The sequence below is a fragment of the Mesorhizobium sp. B2-4-13 genome (genome assembly GCF_006658535.1).
Taxonomy (GTDB): Bacteria; Pseudomonadota; Alphaproteobacteria; order Rhizobiales; family Rhizobiaceae; genus Mesorhizobium; species Mesorhizobium australicum.
The window spans coordinates 734,248-756,441 of the sequence record NZ_VFVB01000003.1 but is presented as its reverse complement, the minus strand read 5'-3'; the positions used below and the strand labels follow the sequence as shown (position 1 = coordinate 756,441).

24 protein-coding genes are annotated in these 22,194 nt (G+C 63.8%); 9 read left to right on the top strand and 15 right to left on the bottom strand.

Annotated features, from left to right (window positions below; all coding sequences use genetic code 11):
* Positions 1-38: 38 nt before the first annotated feature.
* Positions 39-647 carry a TetR/AcrR family transcriptional regulator gene (locus tag FJ936_RS11640; protein ID WP_015318812.1) on the bottom strand — a complete coding sequence of 203 codons (609 nt, stop codon included), beginning with the start codon at positions 645-647 and terminating at the stop codon, positions 39-41.
* A 120-nt stretch (positions 648-767) separates the two neighbouring features.
* On the opposite strand from FJ936_RS11640, the gene FJ936_RS11635 reads away from it, so the two are divergent.
* Complete coding sequence (locus FJ936_RS11635; RefSeq protein WP_140724798.1) at positions 768-1,988, top strand: MFS transporter; 1,221 nt, start codon at positions 768-770, stop codon at positions 1,986-1,988.
* Between the two features lie 19 nt (positions 1,989-2,007).
* On the opposite strand, the gene ribB is transcribed toward FJ936_RS11635, so the two are convergent.
* Both ribB and aroC read right to left on the bottom strand, forming a co-directional pair.
* Complete coding sequence (gene ribB / locus FJ936_RS11630) at positions 2,008-3,108, bottom strand: 3,4-dihydroxy-2-butanone-4-phosphate synthase (protein WP_015318814.1); 1,101 nt, start codon at positions 3,106-3,108, stop codon at positions 2,008-2,010.
* Between the two features lie 126 nt (positions 3,109-3,234).
* Positions 3,235-4,341, bottom strand: coding sequence for a chorismate synthase (aroC, locus tag FJ936_RS11625; RefSeq protein ID WP_140793768.1), 1,107 nt, complete (start codon positions 4,339-4,341; stop codon positions 3,235-3,237).
* Between the two features lie 183 nt (positions 4,342-4,524).
* On the opposite strand from aroC, the gene FJ936_RS11620 reads away from it, so the two are divergent.
* On the top strand, positions 4,525-4,788 hold the full coding sequence (locus FJ936_RS11620) for a DUF1344 domain-containing protein (protein WP_015318816.1): 264 nt from the start codon (positions 4,525-4,527) through the stop codon (positions 4,786-4,788).
* 9 nt (positions 4,789-4,797) lie between these two features.
* Here FJ936_RS11620 and FJ936_RS11615 read toward each other — a convergent pair whose 3' ends face one another.
* From FJ936_RS11615 to FJ936_RS11600, 4 genes are all read right to left on the bottom strand, one after another.
* Entirely contained in the window at positions 4,798-5,391 is a 594-nt protein-coding gene (locus FJ936_RS11615) for a histidine phosphatase family protein (RefSeq protein WP_140661424.1), read from the bottom strand.
* 52 nt (positions 5,392-5,443) lie between these two features.
* Positions 5,444-6,262: an enoyl-ACP reductase FabI gene (fabI, locus tag FJ936_RS11610; protein WP_015318818.1), complete on the bottom strand. Its 819-nt coding sequence runs from the start codon at positions 6,260-6,262 to the stop codon at positions 5,444-5,446.
* Positions 6,263-6,367: 105 nt separating this feature from the next.
* The gene (locus FJ936_RS11605) at positions 6,368-7,300 is read right to left on the bottom strand and encodes a J domain-containing protein (protein ID WP_140724792.1); all 933 of its coding nucleotides are present in this window, start codon (positions 7,298-7,300) and stop codon (positions 6,368-6,370) included.
* 100 nt (positions 7,301-7,400) lie between these two features.
* Positions 7,401-7,862 carry an RT0821/Lpp0805 family surface protein gene (locus FJ936_RS11600; protein WP_015318820.1) on the bottom strand — a complete coding sequence of 154 codons (462 nt, stop codon included), beginning with the start codon at positions 7,860-7,862 and terminating at the stop codon, positions 7,401-7,403.
* Between the two features lie 40 nt (positions 7,863-7,902).
* Between FJ936_RS11600 and pdxH the strand changes: the two genes are divergently transcribed.
* On the top strand, positions 7,903-8,520 hold the full coding sequence (gene pdxH, locus FJ936_RS11595) for a pyridoxamine 5'-phosphate oxidase (protein WP_140617306.1): 618 nt from the start codon (positions 7,903-7,905) through the stop codon (positions 8,518-8,520).
* A 7-nt stretch (positions 8,521-8,527) separates the two neighbouring features.
* Here the strand turns inward: pdxH and FJ936_RS11590 are convergent, their stop codons facing one another.
* Complete coding sequence (locus tag FJ936_RS11590; protein WP_141906584.1) at positions 8,528-9,280, bottom strand: crotonase/enoyl-CoA hydratase family protein; 753 nt, start codon at positions 9,278-9,280, stop codon at positions 8,528-8,530.
* 19 nt (positions 9,281-9,299) lie between these two features.
* Positions 9,300-11,069 carry an acyl-CoA dehydrogenase family protein gene (locus tag FJ936_RS11585; protein ID WP_141906583.1) on the bottom strand — a complete coding sequence of 590 codons (1,770 nt, stop codon included), beginning with the start codon at positions 11,067-11,069 and terminating at the stop codon, positions 9,300-9,302.
* Positions 11,070-11,280: 211 nt separating this feature from the next.
* Between FJ936_RS11585 and FJ936_RS11580 the strand changes: the two genes are divergently transcribed.
* Both FJ936_RS11580 and FJ936_RS11575 read left to right on the top strand, forming a co-directional pair.
* Complete coding sequence (locus FJ936_RS11580) at positions 11,281-11,517, top strand: hypothetical protein (protein WP_141906582.1); 237 nt, start codon at positions 11,281-11,283, stop codon at positions 11,515-11,517.
* Between the two features lie 140 nt (positions 11,518-11,657).
* A complete protein-coding gene (locus FJ936_RS11575; protein WP_141906607.1) occupies positions 11,658-12,767 on the top strand; it encodes a glycoside hydrolase family 25 protein in 1,110 nt (369 codons plus the stop codon).
* Between the two features lie 19 nt (positions 12,768-12,786).
* Here the strand turns inward: FJ936_RS11575 and purD are convergent, their stop codons facing one another.
* Positions 12,787-14,064 (bottom strand): phosphoribosylamine--glycine ligase, encoded by a 1,278-nt coding sequence (gene purD / locus FJ936_RS11570; protein ID WP_141906581.1) that lies wholly within the window; start codon positions 14,062-14,064, stop codon positions 12,787-12,789.
* A gap of 151 nt (positions 14,065-14,215) precedes the next feature.
* Positions 14,216-15,037 carry a phytanoyl-CoA dioxygenase family protein gene (locus FJ936_RS11565; protein WP_015318827.1) on the bottom strand — a complete coding sequence of 274 codons (822 nt, stop codon included), beginning with the start codon at positions 15,035-15,037 and terminating at the stop codon, positions 14,216-14,218.
* 90 nt (positions 15,038-15,127) lie between these two features.
* Here FJ936_RS11565 and FJ936_RS11560 point away from each other — a divergent pair, with 90 nt between their 5' ends.
* Together FJ936_RS11560 and ubiA are read left to right on the top strand one after the other, a co-directional pair.
* Positions 15,128-16,039 (top strand): LysR family transcriptional regulator, encoded by a 912-nt coding sequence (locus FJ936_RS11560; RefSeq protein ID WP_141906580.1) that lies wholly within the window; start codon positions 15,128-15,130, stop codon positions 16,037-16,039.
* A gap of 68 nt (positions 16,040-16,107) precedes the next feature.
* Positions 16,108-17,091, top strand: a complete 984-nt coding sequence (gene ubiA, locus FJ936_RS11555; RefSeq protein WP_181763129.1) for a 4-hydroxybenzoate octaprenyltransferase — start codon at positions 16,108-16,110, stop codon at positions 17,089-17,091.
* A gap of 196 nt (positions 17,092-17,287) precedes the next feature.
* Here the strand turns inward: ubiA and FJ936_RS11550 are convergent, their stop codons facing one another.
* From FJ936_RS11550 to FJ936_RS11540, 3 genes are all read right to left on the bottom strand, one after another.
* Positions 17,288-17,854 (bottom strand): DUF6101 family protein, encoded by a 567-nt coding sequence (locus FJ936_RS11550; RefSeq protein WP_041163896.1) that lies wholly within the window; start codon positions 17,852-17,854, stop codon positions 17,288-17,290.
* A gap of 190 nt (positions 17,855-18,044) precedes the next feature.
* Complete coding sequence (locus tag FJ936_RS11545; protein WP_141906578.1) at positions 18,045-19,475, bottom strand: FAD-binding oxidoreductase; 1,431 nt, start codon at positions 19,473-19,475, stop codon at positions 18,045-18,047.
* 9 nt (positions 19,476-19,484) lie between these two features.
* Positions 19,485-20,459, bottom strand: coding sequence for an L-threonylcarbamoyladenylate synthase (locus tag FJ936_RS11540; protein ID WP_181763122.1), 975 nt, complete (start codon positions 20,457-20,459; stop codon positions 19,485-19,487).
* Positions 20,460-20,618: 159 nt separating this feature from the next.
* Here FJ936_RS11540 and FJ936_RS11535 point away from each other — a divergent pair, with 159 nt between their 5' ends.
* A complete protein-coding gene (locus tag FJ936_RS11535) occupies positions 20,619-21,089 on the top strand; it encodes a hypothetical protein (protein WP_141906576.1) in 471 nt (156 codons plus the stop codon).
* 175 nt (positions 21,090-21,264) lie between these two features.
* Complete coding sequence (locus FJ936_RS11530) at positions 21,265-21,651, top strand: hypothetical protein (RefSeq protein ID WP_015318834.1); 387 nt, start codon at positions 21,265-21,267, stop codon at positions 21,649-21,651.
* A gap of 71 nt (positions 21,652-21,722) precedes the next feature.
* On the opposite strand, the gene FJ936_RS11525 is transcribed toward FJ936_RS11530, so the two are convergent.
* Positions 21,723-22,010: a hypothetical protein gene (locus FJ936_RS11525; protein WP_015318835.1), complete on the bottom strand. Its 288-nt coding sequence runs from the start codon at positions 22,008-22,010 to the stop codon at positions 21,723-21,725.
* Positions 22,011-22,194 lie beyond the last annotated feature (184 nt).

Sequence of the window (22,194 nt, the reverse complement as noted above, 5' to 3'; positions counted from 1 at the left end):
TTGTCAATTGCAGGCAGTGGCGGGACTGCCATGGTGGTTCATCTTGAAAGCGCTTCCGGCTTTTTCAGCAGGCCTTCGAGCAATTGCTTGAACGCGGCCACCACCATCTTCGATGTCGCTTCGGGATCTTGCGAATTGGCGATGCGCTGCGCGGCCTGGCTGCTCGCCCCATTGATCAGCCGCGCTGCCGACTCCGGGTCGACGCCGGGGACGACCACCCCTTCCCGCTGCAGCGCTGTCAGATGATCGGTCATTGAACCGACGCAGGCATTGGCATTCGACCACAGTGCCGGATCGCCCAGCACAGCCGGACCATCCCGGAACATGATGCGCTGGATTTCCGGCTCCAGCGCCATTTCGATATAGGTGGTGCATTCGTCGACGAAATGCTGCCAGCGGGTCGGCGCCCGCGACGCGACCTCATTCACCCGGGCCGCCATTTCCGCGTCGATTTCGGCGATAACCGCCTCAAGCAGTCCCTTCTTGTCGCCGAAGTGATGATAAAGGGCGCCGCGCGTCAGCCCGGCCGACGCGGTGAAATCATCCATCGACGCTTCGGCATAGCCGATGGTGCCGAAAGCCTGGCGCGCCGCGGCGATCAGCTTGGCGCGTGTCTCGGCGATCATCTCCTTGCGCGGTCGATGCATGCTTCTGGCCTTACTTACATACGCTCCGTATGCCAATTGACATACGCGACGTATGCTCTATTTAACACTTATACGTCTCGTATGTAATTGTCGAATCGCCCCTTGTCGAGGAACAGGATCATGCAAAACCCCTATTCGGAAATCTTTCGCGCTCCCGGAGCCACGGGCTTTGCCGCCGCCGGCTTCATGGCGCGCCTGCCGATCGCCATGGCGCCGATCGGCATCGTGGCGATGCTGTCGCAGACGCGTGGCGAATACTGGCTGGCGGGTGCGGTTTCGGCGACATTCGCCTTGGCCAATGCCTTCCTGGCGCCGCAGATATCGAGGTTGGTCGACCGCCTCGGCCAGACGCGGGTTGTCGTACCCACCACCATCATCTCCGTGCTCGCATTCGCGGCCCTGATCGCATCGGCCAATCAAGGCTGGCCGGTATGGACGCTGTTCGCGTCGGCACTGCTGGCCGCGGCGATGCCAAGCATGCCGGCCATGGTGCGGGCGCGCTGGACCGAGATTTTCCGGGGCCGGTCCGAGATGAACACCGCCTTCGCCTTCGAGTCGGCGGCGGACGAACTGGTCTATATCGCCGGCGCATCGCTGTCTGTGGGCCTCAGCGCCGCGCTGTTCCCGGAAGCGGGCGTGCTCGTCAGCACGCTGTTCCTCGCCTTGGGCTCGACAGCCTTCATTCTGCAGCGTTCGACCGAGCCGCAAGTGCGGCCGGTGGACCATGGCTCCAGCGGCTCGGCAATCCGCCTGGGGCCGGTCCAAATCATCACCTTCGCCATGATCTTCATCGGCGCGACCTTCGCGACGACGGAGGTGAGCACGGTGGCGATCACCAAGGAACTCGGCCAGCCGGGCACTGCCAGTCTCGTCATCGGCGTCTATGCGCTGGGCTCCTTCGTGCTCGGCATCATCATCGGCGCGCTCAACCTGAAAGCACCGCTGCAACGCCAGCTCGCCATCGCGGTTGCCTTGGTCGCGCTCGGCACACTGCTGCCGCTTACCGCCAGCACCGTGCCAGCGCTCGCGCTGACTGTCTTCATCAGTGGCGTGGCGATCTCGCCGACCTTCATCACCGCCTTCGGCCTGATCGAGCGGCATGTCCCGGAAGCGATGCTGACCGAAGGCATCACCTGGGTAACCACCGGGATCGGCATCGGCATGGCGCTGGGCTCCTTCGCCGCCGGCGCCGTGGTGGATGCATTCGGCGCCCAGAACGGATTCTGGGTCTCGGTGACGTCAGGCGCTATCGCGCTGATCACGGTGCTGCTCGGCCAGCGCAGCCTCGCCACCCACGAATGCGAGTTGGAAGGATGCGAGGCGGCAATCCCGGCCGAGTGACAGGCAGGGTTTGTCGAGATCAGAGGATCTCGGTCTTGGCGATGTGAATGCCAAAACCCTCGAGGCCGACATAGTGGCGTTCGCGCGAGGCAATCAGGTTAATGGATGAAATGCCGAGGTCCTTCAGGATCTGGGCGCCAAGGCCGATCTCGCGCCATTCGCTCTCGCGCCGGCGCGCCTCTTCATGGTCCTCGCGGTCGCCTGGCGCCGGCCGGTTGCGCTCCTGGTGGGCAACGCCGACCGAGCCTTCCCTGAGATAGACAATGACGCCGCGCTTGCGCTCGCCCATCGCCTTCATGATGCCGTCGAGCCGGTGGCTGGTTCCGAACACGTCGGTCACCACATCCTCCGAATGCAGCCGCACCGGCACCTCCTCGCCATCGCGGATGTCGCCGAAGACGATGGCGACGTGATGCATCGTGTCCCAGGGCAGCGTGTAGGTGAAGACCTGCGCCTTGCCGCCCAGCGTCTCGATGTCGGAGCAGGCGACGCGCTCGACCAGGGTCTCCTTGCGCTGCCGGTAAGCGATGAGGTCGGCGACCGATACCTGCTTGAGGCCATGCTCCTCGGCGAAAGCCGCGACCTGCGGGCCGCGCTTGACGGTGCCGTCGTCGTTGACCAGTTCCGAGATCACGCCGATCGGCGGCAGGCCGGCGAGCTTGCACAAATCGACCGCCGCCTCGGTATGACCCGAGCGCATCAAGACGCCGCCCTCGCGCGCGATGAGCGGGAAGATGTGGCCAGGGCGGACGAAATCGGAGGCGCCGACATTGCCGTTGGCGAGGTTGCGCACGGTCAGCGTGCGGTCGTCGGCCGAAATGCCTGTCGTCGTGCCATGCTTGAAGTCGACGCTGACGGTAAAGGCGGTGGTGTGAGCCGAATCATTGTCGGCCACCATCGGCGCGAGGTTCAGCCGTTTAGCCTCCTCGCGCGGCATCGGCGTGCAGACGATGCCCGACGTGTTGCGAACGATGAAGGCCATCTTCTCCGGCGTGCAATGGACGGCGGCGACGATCAGGTCGCCCTCGTTCTCGCGCCCGTCATCGTCCATGACGACGACGATCTCGCCGCGTTCGAAGGCGCGGATGGCTTCGACAATCTTCTTCTGGTCGTAAGGCATGGAACGCTCGCTTTGCTCGCAGGGCAGTAGGGGAATAGGGCAGTAAGGCAGTAGGGGAAAGGAAAATCCTGGCTGTTTCGGCTGGCTGCGTAACCTACTGCCCTACTGCCCTACTGCCCTACGGCCCTATTCCCCTCCCTTCCCCGTCTGTCCTCTGTGCCGCAGATAGTGGTCGGCAATGGCGCAGGCAACCATGGCCTCGCCGATCGGCACGGCTCGGATGCCGACGCAAGGATCGTGGCGACCCTTGGTCATCACTTCGACATCCCTGCCGTCCTTGTCGATCGATTTGCGCGGCGTCAGGATCGACGAAGTCGGCTTCACCGCAAAACGGGCGACGATCGCCTGGCCCGTCGAGATGCCGCCCAGGATGCCGCCGGCATTGTTGGACAGGAACACCGGCTTGCCGTCATTGCCCATGCGCATCTCGTCGGCATTCTGTTCGCCGGTGATGCGGGCGGCCTCGAAACCATTGCCGATCTCGACGCCCTTGACGGCGTTGATCGACATCAAGCCGGACGCGATGTCCTGGTCGAGCTTGGCGTAGATCGGCGCGCCGAGGCCGGCAGGCACACCGTCGGCGACGATCTCGATCACCGCGCCAACCGAGGAACCGGCCTTGCGGATACCGTCGAGATACCGCGTGAAAACAGGAATCGAAGCCGGATCCGGCGTGAAGAACGGGTTCTCGGCATCGCCGATGAAATTCCAGTTCCAGTTGGCGCGGTCGATCGACTTTTCGCCCATCGACACGAGCGCGCCGCGCACCACCATGCCCGGCACCACTTTGCGGGCGAGCGCGCCGGCAGCGACCCTGGCAGCGGTCTCGCGTGCCGAGGAGCGGCCGCCGCCGCGATAGTCGCGTATGCCGTATTTGACGTCGTAGGTGTAGTCGGCATGGCCCGGCCGGAACTGGCGGGCGATCTCGCCATAGTCCTTCGAGCGTTGATCGACATTCTCGATCAACATCGACACCGGCGTGCCGGTGGTGATCATCGTCGCGCCGTCCTCGTCGAGGACGAAGCCTGAGAGGATCTTCACTTCGTCCGGCTCGCGGCGCTGCGTGACGAAGCGCGACTGACCCGGGCGGCGCTTGTCGAGTTCGGCCTGGATTTCATCGCGCGTGAAACGGATACCCGGCGGACAACCATCGACCACGCAGCCGAGCGCCGCGCCATGGCTCTCGCCCCAGGTGGTGACGCGGAAAAGATGGCCGAACGTGTTGTGAGACATGGAAAGTGCCCTGCCCGGCATCGAAACCGGCTGAAGCCAGCCTTCTATTGGCGTTTTCCACAGTGGTCAAACTGTGATCCGACGGATTTAGTTTTGACACATTCGGTTGGTTTCTGCTCTCCTCCATTCGCCGTTGAGGATCCGCCGCCACCCAGGCCGGCGCAATGACCAAAGAGGACGATGATGCGTACCCTGATTGGCGCTGTTGCCGCCACGCTGCTGCTCTCCACCGCCGCCTTTGCCGGCCAGACCGAAGGCCTGATCAAGAAGATCGACAAGGACGCGCTGACGCTGACGCTGGACGACGGCAAATCTTACAAGCTGAACGCCGAAACCGATCTTGATGCGCTGAAGCCGGGGATGGACATCGTCATTGCTTACGATGTGACCGATGGCGAAAACGTCGTCACCGACATGCAGCTGCCGGGGGACAGCGACACGAACTAGGAGTTGGCGTCACCGGGCGAGCCACTCCAGGCTCCTGCCTTCAAGTTTGAGCACGCGATCCTGCGGTATCTCCAGGTTCGCGGCCTCGTCCTCGGCCATATCGAGCACGAAGCGAAACAGGGTGCGCATGACGCCCCCGTGCGTCACGCAAATCGTCTGCCCCCGAAGCTCATCGAACCATGGCTTCACCCGTTCGAGCAGCATCTGGTAGCTCTCCGCGCCTTCACCTGGCGGCTGAAAATTCCACTTGTCCAGTGCGCGGGATCGGCTCGCGCCGGGCGACTGCCTCTCAAGCTCGGCGAAGGTAAAACTCTGCCAATCGCCGAAATTGACTTCAATCAGTCTGATATCGGTTCGATAGGCGAGCGGATCGAGCCTCATGGCGGCGCGGATGCGTTCCATCGTTTCGCGCGTGCGTCTCATCGGACTGGCGACGAAGTCGAATTCCTGGGGAGCGCCGACGAGTTCGGCCAGCCGATGCCCGTTTGCGCTCGCCTGTTCGCGGCCGAGAGCATTGAGATCGGTATCGGCCTGGCCCTGAAGCCGGAACTCGGCATTCCACGCGGTCTGGCCGTGGCGCACGATATAAACCAGCGGGTACATCAGCTCTTCCGGAGATCGGGCCAGGGCCTGGACGGAGGAAAGGCGGGGAGAGCTAATCCTTGACCGTCGAAATATCGGGTGCGTCGACCGCTTTCATGCCGACGACGTGGTAGCCGGAATCGACATGGTGCACTTCGCCGGTGACGCCACGCGACAGGTCGGACAGGAAATAGACGCCGGAATCGCCGACCTCTTCCTGCGTGACCGTCTGCTTCAGTGGCGAATTGTATTCGTTCCACTTCAGGATGTAGCGGAAGTCGCCGATGCCGGAGGCGGCAAGCGTCTTGATCGGACCGGCCGAGATGGCGTTGACACGGATCTTCTTGGCGCCAAGGTCGACGGCGAGATAACGCACGCTGGCCTCCAGTGCCGCCTTGGCGACGCCCATGACGTTATAGTGCGGCATGACCTTCTCGGCGCCGTAATAGGTCAGCGTCAGCAGCGAACCGCCCTCGGTCATCAGCGCTTCAGCGCGCTTGGCGATGGTGGTGAAGGAATAGACCGAAATGTCCATGGTGCGCAGGAAATTGTCGCGCGTCGTCTCGACATAGCGGCCGGTCAGCTCGTCCTTATCGGAAAAGGCAATGGCGTGCACGAGGAAGTCGAGCTTGCCCCAATGCTTGGCGACATTGGCGAAGACCTCGTCCAGGCTCGCCGGATCGGTTACGTCGCAATGGCCGGCGACAAAGGCGCCCAGTTCCGCCGCCAGCGGCTCCACGCGCTTCTTGAAGGCTTCGCCCTGATAGGTCAGCGCTATCTCGGCGCCGTGATCGACGCAGGCTTTGGCAATGCCATAAGCGATCGACCTGTTGTTGGCGACGCCAAGAATCAGGCCGCGCTTGCCGGCCATCAGGCCCTGTCCACCCGCCATATGCGTGTTCTCCGCAAGATATCTGCTTTGTGGAGTGCCTATCGCACAGGCATACAGCCCCTTCAAGCGTTCAAAGCGGACAGTTCGGGGGACAAAAGCTCTCGATCAGCCTTTTTGGCCGCGCAACAGCGATTCCAGCGCGCTGTCGCCGCCTTCCGGCAGCATGATGCGCACATGGGCATAGAGATCGCCATGGCCGCCGGCTTTCTCCGGCAAGCCCCTGCCCTTGAGCCGCAGGACCTTGTCCGAGCTCGACCAGGCGGGAACGTTGACCGCAAGCCTGCCTGTCGGCGTCTCGACCGGCACCTTGGCGCCCAGCACCGCATCGGCCAGCGAAACCGGCAGGTCGGCGTGCAGGTCACGGCCTTCGATGCGGTAACGTGGATGCCGGCGGATATGGATCTTGACCAGTGCGTCGCCGGGTTGGCCCGGTCCCTGCTCGCCCTGGCCCTTCAGCCGGATGGTCTGGCCATCCTCGACATAGGCCGGCAGCTTGACCGCAACCTTGCGGCCATCCGGGAACATCGCCGTCACCTTCTCGGCATTGGCCGCTTCCTCGATGGTGACGTCGAGCGTGACGTTCAGGTCGGCTGCTGTCGCCGCCTGGCGGCGGTCGCCCGCGCCTGGCCCGCGCGCGCCTGAAAAGGCATCGCCGAAGATCTGGCTGAAGATATCGCTGTTGCCGTCGAATGGATCGCCGCCCGGACGGCCCGAACGGAACTCGAATCGCGAGCCTCCGGCGCCCTGTTGCTGGCGGCGGAACCCGGCAAAGGGGTCGCCACCGCCGGCCGCACCTTCAAAACCCTGGAAACGCGGCTTGCCGTCGGCGTCGATCTCGCCACGATCGAAAGCCGCACGGTTCTTCTCGTCGCCGATGACCTCATAGGCCTGATTGGCCGCGGCAAAACGGTCCTTCGCCTTGGGATCATTCGGATTCTGGTCCGGATGATGCTTCTTGGCGAGTTTCCGGTACGCCGATTTTATGTCCTTGGCCGATGCGTTCTTTGCAACGCCCAGCACCTCATAGGGGTCGCGCATGCTTCCTGCCCTGGAAATGAGTTGAGTCCATACTTGCCCCCTATATGCGCTCGCATAGGAAGAAATTCCAGTAGCGGACCTTCATATCGACGGCGGAAAATCAGAGTGCCTTGAAGCCCTGCATGCGCCAGCCGCCGGCACCGGCAAGACAGAGTTCGCCTTGGAACATGGCAACGCCGTCAAAGCTTTCGCGCGAAACCTTGAAGCGGCGGCAGGTCTGGCCGCTGTCCTTCAATTCCGCCAGTTCGGTGATGGAGCCGCGCGAGCCGGTGCCGGTGTTCGCCCACGGCACCGCCTGGCCGCCGAGTTGCTCGATATCGGCGGACGATACCGCATTGCCGATCGTCGTCTGGTCGGAGTCGCGATCCGAATCGGCCGGCTTGGGCGAAGCCGATGTGCTGCTGGTCAGGATCGAGCGGTCGACTTCGGCCTTTTCCAGGCTGAAGCCACCTGCACCGCAGGCCGCGAGCGGCAGGGCGACTGCCACGATCGCCGCTTTCGTGCTGGCTGAAGCGATAACGCCCCATTGCCTGCTGTCAAAAGCTTGCGCGATACGCGACAATCGGCAACCTCCCTGGTCTCGTGACAATTTGAGAAAAACTATGAGTGACACAGAGTTAACAAGCAGTGACTTTACCGAGGCGGCCGAGCCGTTTCGCCTCTTTGCCGCATGGCTGGACGACGCTACCAAGAGCGAAATCAACGATGCCAATGGCGTGGCATTGGCGACCGTCGATGCCGAGGGCATGCCGGACGTAAGGATGGTGCTGCTCAAGGGGTTCGATGAAAGCGGCTTTGTGTTCTACACGAATTTCGAGAGCGCCAAGGGCCAGGAGATTCTTGGCAGCATGAAGGCGGCGATGTGTTTCCATTGGAAATCGCTGCGCCGCCAGGTGCGCATTCGCGGTCCGGTGGAGCTCGTCAGCGATGCGGAAGCCGACAGCTATTACGCCACGCGGCCACGCGGCAGCCGCATCGGCGCCTGGGCGTCGAAGCAATCGCGCCCGCTGGAAAGCCGCTTCGCGCTGGAAAAGGCGGTCGCAGAATACACGGCGCGTTATGCCATCGGCGAAATCCCGCGACCGAAACATTGGTCGGGCTTCCGGATCGTGCCGAAGACGATCGAATTCTGGCACGACCGGCCGTTCCGGCTGCATGACCGCGTCGTCTTTTCACGCAACGCGGCAGGCGGCTGGGACAAGGCCAGGCTCTATCCCTGACGAACCATTAGCCCTTTTTCCTGGTCATGAATGCCGTGAGGGCGGCGCGCGCCTCGTCGGATTTCAGCCGCTCGCGGAAATGCTCGCTCTCTATCCCGATGCGGGCAACCAGATCGTCGCGTGAGCCACGCATCAGGTCGCGCGCGATCTTGAGCGCTTGCGGTGGCTTGGCCGCGATCTGGCCGGCCGCTGCAAGCACCGAAGCCTCCAGCCCACCTTCCTCGACCACCTCGTAGATCAGCCCGGCGGCCTTCGCGCGCTCGGCCGAAAATCCCTCACCGAGACCGAGCAGCGCGAAAGCACCCTGCTGGCCCAGGATGCGGGGCGCCAAAAGGCTCGATCCTGCCTCGGGCACGAGGCCGAGATCGACGAAGGGGGTCCGAAACACGGTGCGCGGCGTGGCGAAAGTCAGGTCGCAGTGCAGGTTGATCGTGGTGCCGATGCCGACCGCGATACCGTCGACGCCGGACACGATGGGCTTTTCGACCTCGGCCAGGGCGATCAGGAAATCCCAGACTTCGGTGCCGCCATCGCCGCCGGTGGCCACGACCATGAAATCGGCAAGGTCGTTGCCGGAGGAAAAGGCGCCCGGCACGCCGAGAAAGACATGAACGCGGACCGCCGGATCGGCGTCGCCTTCGGCAAGGGCCGCCGACATTTTCGCATACATGGCACGCGTCAGCGCGTTCTTCTTGTCCGGCCGGTTCATGCGGATGATCTGGATGGCGCCCTGGCGCTCGACGAGGATGTGGTCTGTCACGGTGTTTTCCTTGTGAAGGTCAGGCGGAAATCAGTGCCTCGGCGGCAGCAGCCAGGCTGACGGCGCCGTCGATGACGCGCTCCTTCAAAGCGCTGGCTTCGCCAAGCAGGTTCTCGGCGAAGAAGCGGCAAAGCGCGATGCGGCCTTGGTCGGCAAGAGCGGCCCGCGCCAGATAAGCGCCGCCGGCGGCAAGCGAGATCAGCCGGAGATACGGTGTCGCGCCAGCCAGCGCCTCCTCCGTCCGGCCCTCGGCCGACAATTTCTGCAGGAAACGCGTCGCTTGCGTCAAATCGGAGAGCGCCTGATCGAGAGTGTCGGCGGTGCGGCCAAAACCTTCGAGGTTCGACGTTCGCACCGCATTGGCGATGCCGGCCAGTTCGTCGATATAGCCATGCACATGCTCGCCGCCGCCAAGCGGCAGTTTTCGGGTCACCAGGTCGATCGCCTGGATGCCGTTCGTGCCTTCATAGATCGGCGCGATGCGCGCGTCGCGATAGTACGCGGCCGCACCCGTTTCCTCGATGAAGCCCATGCCGCCATGCACCTGGACGCCGAGCGAGGCGACTTCCACGCCGACATCGGTCGAAAACGCCTTGGCGAGCGGAGTCAGCAAATTAGCACGGTCGCGCCAATGCGTCGCCTCGCCGCCAGACGACACGCGCGCCATGTCGATGGCATGGGCACAGGAATAACTGATCGACCGCGCGATCTGGGTTAGCGCCTTCATGGTCAGGAGATTGCGCTGCACGTCGGGGTGATGGACGATCGGCGCCATGCCGGCGCCGGCGTAATCCGCCGCCTTGCCCTGGCGGCGTTCATTGGAATAGGCAATCGCCTTCTGGGTCGCTGCTTCCGCGACCGCGACGCCCTGCATCCCGACAGCAAGGCGGGCATTGTTCATCATGGTGAACATGCAGGCGAGGCCTTTGTTCTCCTCGCCGATCAGCCAGCCGATGGCGCCAGGCCTGGCGCCTTGAAAACCGTCGCCATAGATCATGGTGCAGGTCGGCGAGGCATGGATGCCGAGCTTGTGCTCGAGGCCGGAACAGAAGACGTCGTTGCGCGCGCCGAGCGAGCCATCGTCGCCGACCAGGAATTTCGGCACCAGGAACAGCGAGATGCCACGCGTTCCGGCCGGCGCATCGGGAAGCCGCGCCAGCACCAGATGGATGATGTTGTCGGTGAAATCGTGCTCGCCGTAAGTGATGAATATCTTCTGGCCGAAGAGGCGGTAGGTGCCGTCGCCGGCGGGCTCGGCGCGGGCGCGCAAGGCGGCGAGGTCCGATCCGGCCTGCGGCTCGGTCAGGTTCATCGTGCCCATCCATTCGCCGGAGACGAGCTTTGCCAGATATGTCGCCTTGAGTTCCTCGGAAGCGTGCTTGTCGAGCGCCTCGACCGCGCCCATGGTCAGCGTCGGGCCGATGCCGAAGGCCATGGCGGCGGAGTTCCACATTTCGAGTGCGGCGACGCCGAGCATGGTCGGCAGTGCCTGGCCGCCATACTCTTCCGGCCCGGAGAGCGCATTCCAGCCGCCTTCGATCCAGCGGCGATAGAGTTCCTTCCAGCCCGGAGGCGTGGTCACCGCGGCATCCCTGAGCACGGCGCCATGTTCGTCGCCGATTTTATAAAGGGGGGCCACCTCCTCGGAGGCGAAACGGCCCGCCTCACCAAGGACGGCGTCGACCAGATCCTCGCTGAGGTCTCCGAACGCTCCCGTGTCGATGGCGGATTTCATGCCGGCCACATGCTTCAGGGTGAACGCGATATCCTCGACCGGTGCCCGATACATGCCGCTCGATCCTCCCTTATGCATCGGCCTCGTCGACCGTAGAGCCAGTGCCGCCGCAAAACCATCCGCCTTTGGGCGGTCTCCGATCGCCTTTTTACGTAAACGTCAAATTTTGTCACGCTGATTTTGCAATCAGGCAGGGCTGTATTAAATTCGACAGATGCCGGGCCAAATCGACCGGCGACGGAAAACCAGCGACCGGAACATTCCCATGCTTGCCAGACCTGACGCCTATCGCTGCATCGAATGCGGTTTGCCCTATCGGGCAACCGGGTTTTCCTATTATCACGGCGACCTGGGAAATGGTGCCGCCTACTGGTCGGATCGCGGCATATTGTGCTCGCCGCGATGCTCGCTTGCCCACCACCGCAAACGCGCCGCCGAAGGTACGCTGCAACAGGAGCCCGCGCCCAACCCGTTCGAATTTCAACCGTTCAGCCGGCGCTAGCTTATCCCGCACCAGGGTCCGAGAAATATTTTCTTAACCATAGCGGTCCAGGATTTACCCTTGATCAACGGGGATTCCCTGTTTTGAAAAGGACGGCGCGCCTCCTTCGCCGCACGGCGCTTCTCGCTTTCGCGGCAGCGATTGTGCTGGGCACGGCGGCAAAGGCTTCGGACTTCTCCGAGCCGTGGAAGAGCGCTGACCGCGCGCTCGTCATCGACGCCTACGAATACAATTCCATCGACTGGGCCCAGCTTGCCACCGACAAGCGCATCGTCGCCTTCATCAACAAGGCTTCCGACGGCATGCCGCCGCCCTATTTCTGTTTCGGCGGCGACACTGACGTGAAACTGTGCAAGGCATTGTGGAAACGCCACGCGGTGACGCGCGAATTGTTCCAGACACGCAGGGTCGTGGCCAAGGCGCTCGGCATGAAATGGGGCGCCTATCATCTCGCCCGTCCCGGCAATCCGGTCGAACAGGCCAACAATTTCCTCGATTTCGCCGACCCCGCACCGGACGACCTCATGGCCCTCGACATCGAGGGCATCGATCCCTCGCAATGGATGTCGCTCGACGATGCCGAGGAGTTCGCCCGCCAGGTGCATCGGCGAATCGGCCGTTTCCCGGTGCTCTACACCAACGGCAAGACCGCCCAATATATCGCCGACAACCGCTACAAATACCGGCTCTTGTCGCGGCTGCCGCTTTGGTACGCGCGCTATAAGCCTGACATCGACGTGCATTTTCCGATGGGCAACTGGCAGGGCTACGCGCTCTGGCAGTTCTCGGCGCAGGCCAATTGCGGCCGCTTCCGTTGTCCCTACAGGGTTGCCGGCACACCCGACAACATCGACGTCAACGTGGCGCCCACGGATGCCGTCACTCTGCGCCAGCAATGGCCTTTCGGTGGCCTGATCGACGTGCCTGCCGATTATCTTGCCAGCGTACCAGTGCCGCTCTCGCGGGAAGCCGCGCTCGCCGGCAAGGCCACCATCATTTATGCCGATGTGGCGACGCCGCCGACCTTCGAGGAAATGGTCGCCGTGCTTGGTTCGCGGTGGTCAAAATTTCGCGACGGGTTCCGCATGCCAGTCGTGAAGACGGTGCCGCGACGGCCGGGGTTCGGCATTGTCCAATATGTGGCCTGGAAGCGGGGCGGGCAGCGTTCCCCCGAACAGCTTGACGCCGCCTTTGCCGCGGCCGACCCGGTCAGCACCGCTTCGACAACCCTCGACCGAAGTCAGCAATAGCCGCCACCCGGTCGGAGCTTCAGCCGGCCTGCTCGCGCGCCACGGCCCGCCAGCCTATGTCGCGGCGGCAGAACCCGTCCGGCCAGTCGATGCGGTCGAGGGCGGCATAGGCCCGCGCCTGCGCCTCTCCGACGGTGGCGCCGCTCGCCGTGACATTGAGCACACGGCCGCCATTGGCGACCAGCGCACCGCCATTGATTGCGGTGCCGGCATGGAAAATCTGGACGCCTTCACCGGCGGCGTCCTCGACGCCGCGGATGACGGAGCCTTTCTCCGGTGTGCCGGGATAGCCCCTGGCCGCCATCACGACGGTCAGCGCCGCCTCGTCACGCCAGCGCACCGACATATGCGCGAGCTGGCCATCGGTCGCGGCATTGAGCAGCACCAGCAGGTCATCCCTGAGCCGCATCATCAGCACCTGGCATTCCGGATCGCCGAAGCGGGTGTTGTATTCGATCAGCTTCGGCCCGCTTTCCGTGATCATCAGTCCGGCGAACAGAATCCCGGCGAAAGGCGCGCCAAGCTCGGCCATGCCGCGCATGGTCGGCTCGATGATCTCACGCATGGTGCGCTCGATCATGTCAGGCGTCATTACCGGGGCCGGCGAATAGGCGCCCATGCCGCCGGTGTTGGGACCGACGTCGCCATCACCGACGCGCTTGTGGTCCTGCGCGGTGCCGAAGGGAAGCGCCGTGGTGCCGTCGCAGAGGCAGAAGAAACTCGCCTCCTCGCCGGTCATGAATTCCTCGACCACCACCTCCGCGCCGGCAGCACCGAAGGACCCGTCAAAGCAGGAAGCGAGTGCCGCCCGTGCCTCGTCCATCGTCATGGCGACGGTGACACCCTTGCCGGCTGCGAGCCCGTCGGCCTTGATGACGATCGGCGCGCCCGTCTTCTCGACATAGGCCTTGGCCGAGGCCAGGTCGCCGAACCGGCCATAGGCGGCGGTCGGAATGTTGTACCGGGCGCAGAGGTCCTTGGTGAAACCCTTCGAACCTTCCAGCCGCGCGGCGGCCTTCGAAGGCCCGAAGACGCGGATGTTTTCGGCGCGCAGATCATCGGCGATGCCGGCGACGAGCGGCCCTTCCGGGCCGACCACGACGAGATCGATTTTCTTCTCCCGGCAGAAGGCAACGACCGCGGCATGATCGGTGATATCAAGCTTCACCAGTTCGGCCTCGCCGCCGATGCCCGGATTGCCGGGGGCCGCGTAGAGCTTGGTCAGCAGCGGCGAAGCGGCGATCTTCCAGGCCAGCGCATGTTCGCGGCCGCCGGAGCCGAGAAGAAGAACGTTCATGGCCACCTCTTGATGCCGCCTATCCCATAGAGAAAACAACCCGCTATTGCTCTCTGGGCGACGGGTCAAGGCATCAGGGTGGATTGCGCACGGGAACGTTATCCCTGTCGAATAGGGCGCCGGCCACCACCGCCCCTATTCCGGCGCTCGTTCAGCCCTGAAAGACCACCGGAAACCAATCCTCGCGCAGCTTCTGTCCCGGCTGCATGCCATGGCCGTGATAGGGCGGCGAGGTGCGGCCCGGTCGCTCGACATAATGGGCATCGTCGCCGACCCAGCGCAGCGACAACGCCCGGCGCCGGGCCGCGGTCATATTGCCGCGCGCGCCGTGTGCCGTCCTGAAGTCGAACAGGATGGCGTCGCCCGGCTCCATCTCCCATTCGATAACTTTCATCGACGGATCGGTGTCGGGATCGGGCACCGGACGATAATCGCCCTCGGCCGCGTAAAAATTGCCGTCGTCCAGCCAGCGCACCGGCAGGATCATCTTGTCCCATCTGTGCGAGCCGGCGATCAGGCGCAGCGTCGCTTCCTTCACCGGATCGATGGGGATCCAGAAGCTCACCGTCTGCTGGCCGTCGACAAAATAATAGGGGATGTCCTGGTGCCACGGCGTCGGTTTCTGCGTACCGGGCTCCTTGACCAGCACATGGTCGTGGAAGAACTGCGCGGTGCGCGACTGCATCACCGCGGCCGCCAGTCGCGCCGCCGGCGAATTGCGCACGACATCGACGAATTCAGGGATACGCTCCCAGTTGCAGTAGTCGTCGAAGAAGCTGCCCTTGCCGCCAGCGATGTCGGACGCGGTGGCGCTGCGGCTCCGCATGTTGCGCTCGATGCCGGCGGCAATCGTGTCGACCCAGCCCTTGAAGGCGCCGCGGATACAGACCGCGCCGTCACGCTGGTAGTCGGCAATTGTCTGCGCATCGATGATTTCGGTGACGATTGGCTGCGTGGCGGTTTGGGAAGCCATGGTGTCCTCCTCTCAGGATCGAGGCCACTATCGCAATGTCCTCTCATTCAGTAAAATAATAACTTCTCATCTGACACATAGGTTTTGACTATGAGCCTTACGCTCACGCAACTCCGCTATCTCATCGCCGTCGCCCGCCATGGCAGCGTCACCGGCGCGGCGCGAGCGATCAACATTTCGCAGCCGTCGGTTTCAGTGGCCATCGACACCATCGAAAGGGATTTCGGCCAGAAACTATTCGTACGCCAGCGGGGAAGCGGCGTTTCGCTGACCTCGTTCGGCCGTGTCGTGGTAGCGAAGGCAAAGCAGGTTCTTGCCGAGACTGACGAACTCATGAGCCTGGGGGCGGGCAATTCAGCCATCGGTGGGGAGCTGGTGCTCGGCTGCTTCGAGGATCTGGCGCCCTTTTTCGCGCCGGGCCTTATCCGCGCCTTCTCCGAACGTCATCCAGCGGTCGCGGTTGTCGTCCGTGACGAGACGTTCGAGACGCTTGGGCGACGCCTGGCGGACGCCACAGTCGACCTCGGCCTCAGCTACGATCTCGGCCTGCCGTCGCATTTCGCCCGCATCCTGCTGCACGAGCTTCGGCCGCATGCGCTGCTGCCGGCGGGCCATGCACTGGCGGGCCACCCCGAGGTCAGCCTGGCGGATCTGGCCGCCTACCCGCTGATCACGACCGACCAGCCGCATAGCTGGCAGCATATGCTCGACCTGTTCCGCGGCCGTGGCCTGTCGCCGGTGGCCGACATGCGAACAAGTTCGTTCGAACTCCAGCGCAGCATGGTGGCCAACGGCTTCGGCGTCGCGGTCAGCTATACCCGCCCGCATGGCGACCGCAGCTATGACGGCTTGCGCCTCGTCTGCAAACCGCTGTCGGATCCGCTGCCCATGCAGCGCATCATTCTCACCCACGATACGCATCAGCGCGTGTCGAATGCGGCGCTGGCTTTCATCGCGGTGGCGCAAGTCTGGTTTTCCACACGCGACATCTTCGCGTCGTGACGGTTGGCGGGCCGCCGCTCCTCCGCTTGCCGCTTGACGGTTTCCGCCACTGCTGCCACTCCATGCCGATGGAACCTGTCCAGTCAAAAGCGGCCCAGGGTCGCGTCGCCGATGCGCCGAACCGCCATTGGGTCTATCGCGTGCTGCCGCGCGCCATCTGGCCCTATGCGCAACTGGCGCGGTGGGACAGGCCGATCGGCTGGCAGTTGCTTTTGTGGCCATGCTGGTGGTCGGCCGCACTTGCGGCGAGCGCCTATCCGCGCCCAGGCGACCCGCTGCTCTCGCTGCTGCCGGCGCCCTTGTACCTCGTGCTCTTCCTGATTGGCGCCATCGCCATGCGTGGCGCCGGGTGCACCTATAACGACATTGTCGACCAGGACATTGACAATCAGGTCGAACGCACCCGCTCACGCCCGCTGCCGTCCGGCCAGACCACGCGCCGGCGGGCCTGGCTGTTTCTTGTCCTGCAGGCCCTGGTCGGCCTGACGGTGCTCCTGCAGTTCAACAGCTTTGCCATTCTGCTCGGCGTCTGCTCGCTGGCGATCGTCGCCGTCTATCCATTCATGAAGCGGATAACCAACTGGCCGCAACTGTTTCTCGGCCTCGCCTTTTCCTGGGGCGCGCTGATGGGGTGGGCGGTCGAGTTCGGTGATCTCGATGGCCCCGCCATCATGCTCTATATCGGTTCGATCCTGTGGGTGATCGGCTATGACACGATCTATGCCCACCAGGACAAGGAAGACGACGCCATTGTCGGCGTGCGTTCGACCGCGCGGCTGTTCGGCGACAACACCAAGGCATGGCTCGCGGGGCTCTATGGCGGTACGCTGATCTGCTTCGCCATCGCCTTCGCCTCGGCGCAAGCCCCGGTGGTGGCACTGGCGGGATTGATCGCCGCCGGCGCCCACATGGCGCGGCAGATCGCGGTTCTGGATATCGACGATCCAGACCAGTGCCTGCGGCTGTTTCGGTCGAACAACCAGGTCGGCTGGCTGATTTTCCTCGGCCTCATCGGCGGCGCGCTGTGGGTGACGCTGAAGCCGCTGGTGTAGCGGCTTATCCTTCTCCGTCTCTATACGAAGAGAAGGTGGCGGCAGCCGGATGAGGGGCAGCGCCGACCTTTGGAGGCGAGGCGAGGGTTCATCGACGAACCAGCGCACACGCAATTAAGGCCAAAAAATCATGCCAGCGCTGCCTCTCATCGCCCTGCCGGGCACTTCTCCCCGTATAGTGACGGGGAGAAGAACGCTAGTCTCTTGAAATGATCTCCTCGCCGCCGATCACCAGCCTGAGGCCGAGGTCACCGGCTCTGCGGCGGGCAAGGAAGCGGGGGCGGCGCATATTGGAAACGCGGCCCTTGCGGCGCTCCCGCGGCGGCAATGTCTTGATGGCGGCGCCGAGCGATTCTTCCAGGGTGCGGGCGACGCCATCGGATTCGATCAGCAGCATCGGCAGACGGTAGGCGTCGGCCCAGGCGCGCCAGTCGGCGGCGACGTCTTCGAGATCGTCGGCCACCAGCAGCGGCACCGACAGCATCGGATCGTTGTGCAGGAGTTCCAGGGTCACCGTGACATTGCCTTCCGGATCCTCCATCGCACGGGCGGCGACGCCGCGAAATGCATTGGCGGGCAGCACGATGATCGCCGGCAGGCCGCTCATCTCGAGCAGGCGGCGGATCACGGCGCCGCGCTGGTCGATGGTGAAGGTTACGTCGCCATAATCGTCGCGCGTGGCATAGCTCACCACCTGCGGCAGGCGGAATGGGTCGAGACGCATGTTGCGTCCCGCCCAGACTGGCTTCAGTCCAGTGTTCACGTTCATAGAGCGCCTTCCTGTCTGTCTCCTGAGAGCCGGTGTCCGGTTCTCTCCGGGCCAGTTTTCCCGGCCTCGTTATGGGGAAACAGTAGCGCCGGCTCCTTACCGCCGCGCTTAAGAAAGTCGGTTAAATTTTGCTGATCTCAGGGATGGTTATCGGAATGCCACCAGCCACAGGATGTTGAAAGGATCAGATAACCTTACCAGGATTCATGATGCCCGCCGGATCGAAGGCAGCCTTTACCCGGCGCATCAGATCGATGGCCATCGGCGGCGCGGTGGCGATCAGTTCGTCGCGCTTCAACTGACCGATGCCGTGCTCGGCCGAGATCGAACCGTGCAGGCTGCGCACCACGTCATGCACGGCCTTGTTCATCGCATGATAGAGCGCCAGGAACGCCTCGTCGTCGCCATCGACGGGCCGTGAAATGTTATAATGGAGGTTGCCGTCTCCCATATGGCCGAAACAGACCACGCGGGCGCCGGCGCTCACTGACGCCACGGCGTCGGCGGCCTCCCTTATGAAGCGCGGTATCGATGCGATCGGCACCGAAATGTCGTGCTTGATCGAAGCGCCTTCCGGCTTTTGTGCCTCGGGCAACAGCTCGCGAAAATCCCAGAAGGCATCGCCCTGCCCGAGGCTGGCGGCGATGACGGCATCGCCGACGAATTCCTGCTCTAGACCCGCCGAAAGCACATCCTCGATCAGCGCCCGAGAATCCTCCGCTGAGCGGCCGGACGATATCTGCATCAGCACGTACCAGGGCCAGTCTTCGGCCAGCGGCCGCACGACGCCCTGGGCGTGCGCAAGGGTAAAGTCATACGGGCGCTTGCCGATCAGTTCGAAGGCCGTGAGTGCGGCCCCGGCGCGGTCCATGGCCAGGCTGAACAGGGAAAGGGCGGCTTCGGGCGACGACAGGCCGACGAAGGCGACGTCCCTCCCCTTCGGCTTCGGGAACAGTTTGAGCACGGCGGCGGTGATGACACCGAGCGTGCCTTCGGCGCCGACGAACAGGTTCTTCAGGTCGTAGCCGGTGTTGTCCTTCTTCAGTTTGCGCAAATCGTCGAACACCTCGCCGGTCGGCAGCACCACCTCGACGCCGAGGCACAGTTCGCGCGCATTGCCATAGGCCAGCACGCCGGTGCCGCCGGCATTGGACGACAGGTTGCCGCCGATCTGGCAGGAGCCTTGCGCGGCGAGCGACAGCGGAAACAGCCGGTCGGCGGCATCGGCCGCTTCCTGCAAGGTCTGCAGGATGACACCGGCCTCGACCGTGACCGTATTGGACAGCACATCGATCTCGCGGACGCGGTTCAGCCGCGACAGCGACAGGATGATTTCATGGCCGGATCTGTCCGGCACCTGCGCGCCGACCAGCCCGGTGTTGCCGCTTTGCGGCACGATCGGCGTTCCGGTCTCAGTCGCCAGCCGCATGATCCGGCTGACCTCGTTGACGCTGCCCGGCCGAAGCACCAGGGACGTCGCGCCGTGCCAGAGGCCGCGTCGCTCGATCAGATAAGGCGCGATGTCCTGCTGGTCGCGCAGCGCATATTTCTCGCCGACGATCGCCGCGAAACGATCGATGAGAGCAGGATCGAGTGTCTTTGCGGTTGCGGTCATCTGGGAAAACTACGTTGTGGGCTGTGCGTTGTCACGAGGAGCGGCGGCACGGGAGAGCCGGTCGTTGATGGCCTCGCCGAGCCCGTCAAAGGGAATTGGCTCGACGGCGATAATCCGCGCGCCGCTACGGTCCAAATCCTGCATGTAGGCAAAGAGATTGCTTGCCGCTTCACGCAGGTCACCTGACAGGGAGAGGTTGAGGAAAGCGGTCGCGCCGCGCCAGCCTTCCGCGCGGTGGTCGCCGAAGGCAAGCAACGCCTCTCCTTCACCAACCGTGCCGGCATTGAGCCGAACAGCCGCGCCCGGTGCGTAGTGCGAGGCAAGCATGCCCGGCGCCTCGACGCCGGCAATGCCGCCGCGCTGCAGCTCCATGCGGATGGCCGCCTCGATCTCGTCGGCGGCAATGCCGCCGGGCCGAAGCAGGCGCAACCTTTCGCCTTCGGCCTTGACGATGGTCGATTCCAGCCCGACCGGCGTGGCGCCACCATCGACCACCAGTTTGATGCGCCCGCCTAAATCCGCAGCCACCGCCTGCGCCGTCGTCGCGCTGATCTTGCCGGATGAGTTGGCGCTGGGCGCGGCAAGCGGTCGGCCAAGCCTGGCGATCAGGTCGCCGCCAAAACCCCTCGGCATGCGCACGGCGATCGTGTCGAGCCCGGCCGTGACCAGCGGATGAATGCCGTTGCCGGGGCGCTGTGGCAGTACCAGCGTCAGCGGACCCGGCCAGAAGGCAAGCGCGAGCTTCCTAGACAGCGGATCGAACGAGGCGATGCGCTCGGCCATCGCCATGTCGGCGACATGGGCGATCAACGGATTGAAACGCGGCCGCCCCTTGGCTTCGAAAATGCGCGCCACGCCAATGCCGTTGGTGGCATCGCCGGCAAGCCCGTAGACGGTTTCCGTCGGGATGGCGACGACATCGCCGCCCAGGAGCAGCGCCAACGCCGGTTCCATCGCTTCGCCGACGGCAAGTATTTCAGCCACTCTCGTCACCTCGCGGATGCCGGCTGCGTAATACGACGGGGCCGCCGGGGCAAGCGGGCATTGGCAATTCATCAATTCCTAAAATGCTATCTTTCCACGAAAGCCGGCATCAATCGCCGAGTACTATCGTGCGGCTTCTGGGCAATGGGAGCTATGTCGGTGTCTGTTCGTATCTGGGGAGCGCTTGCCATCACTTTGGCCTCAATGGGTGGCGGGGCTCAGGCCTCGTCGCTGGTCTTTCCCGGTGCGCCGGCCTCGACACCCTCCATCCTTGCGCTGAAGGCGGCCGACGGCAAGGCGAGCGATGTTGTGTCCGTCGTTGTGCTTGGCGAGCCTGACGTCACCTACGAAAAGGTCGCGGCAATCCCCGGCAAGGCCGAGGCGAGGCACTCCTTCGCGCAGAGCCCGATGATCATTAGGGGCGGCGTCGTCGGCGGCGCTTTCTCGACACCCATGCAGGCCAAGGCGCCGGCCGCGGCAACGGCCCCAGCCACCCCAACCGCCCCCGCCACGGCGACAGCCTCGGCAACCCCCGCGCCGGCAGCGCAAGGGAAAGCAGCGGCACCGGCGGCAGCCGTACCGCCACCGCCAGCCCACCAGCCTGCTTCGGGAGCCGGCAAGGTCAAGTAGCGACCACCCGAACCGGACGGGCAAAATGCTCGGCGGCTTGACGGCGGTCTGGCGTCCTGCGCACCACTGTCCGGCGAATTTCTTCTAGAGTATCTTGCTGGCGGCCCTGCGGCTGATTTTCGCCAAGTGGCTCCAGCGGACGCAATTGCATCGTTCAAGGCAGAGGGGGTTGCTCATGAAAAATTCGAAGACCGTTACCGTGGCAGGGCTTCTGTTGGCGTCATTGCTTGGTGGCGTGGCCCAAGCGGACGACATGCTGGGATCCTATGTCGCGCGCATTTCTGATCGCGACCACCAGGCGAGCGACGGCTATGCGCTGGATGGCGCCGCGCAGATGGTGCGGCAAGACCGCGCCAACTGGCACAAATTCCATCGCCGCGACGGCGACGACGAGGGCGACGCCTGGTTCAGGACCAACGACCAGCGCGCCGACCTGCAGCGCATGCTGGAGCGCCCTGGCGCGATGAGTTCCTCGACCAAGCGCGCCATCGTCAATGGCGAGCCGCTGATCCAGGTCGACGTCTATGAAAACAGCGTGCGCGTCAGCATCCTGGAGAACTGATCAAATCAATTTGGGAAGACGGCGGAAGGGCGGCGCGAAAGCGCCGCCCTCGAGAACCTGTTAACTGAAAATCAGGCTGCTTCTTCCTTGTCGTCGTCGTCTTCGGACTCGCCGTCTTCGGATTCTTCGGCGTCATCGCCTTCGGCCTTCACGGTGTCATCGGCGTCGTCTTCGTCAGACTCTTCGCCGTCTTCATCGTCGCCTTCCTCGTCATCGCCATCTCCGTCTTCGTCAGACAGATCAGCGGCTTCGACCGTGATCGCAGCGGCGTGATCGAGGGCGGTTTCGGAAGCGGATTCAAGCGGCTCGGCAGGAGCCGAGGTTTCTTCTGTCACTTCGATTTCGTGATCGGAATTCATGGAAGCCTCCGTTGGGATGGGGAACACGCCCCTTTTGCCACGGAGAGATCATCCTCATATGACTGTAAGCCGGCTCGAAGGGCCGGCCGGAACATATTTTTCCCGGGGCCTGCGGCCCCTCTATCCCGGCGTGATCTCAGGACAAACGGAAACCGTTTGTCCGAGAAAATCGGTGCCGACTTTT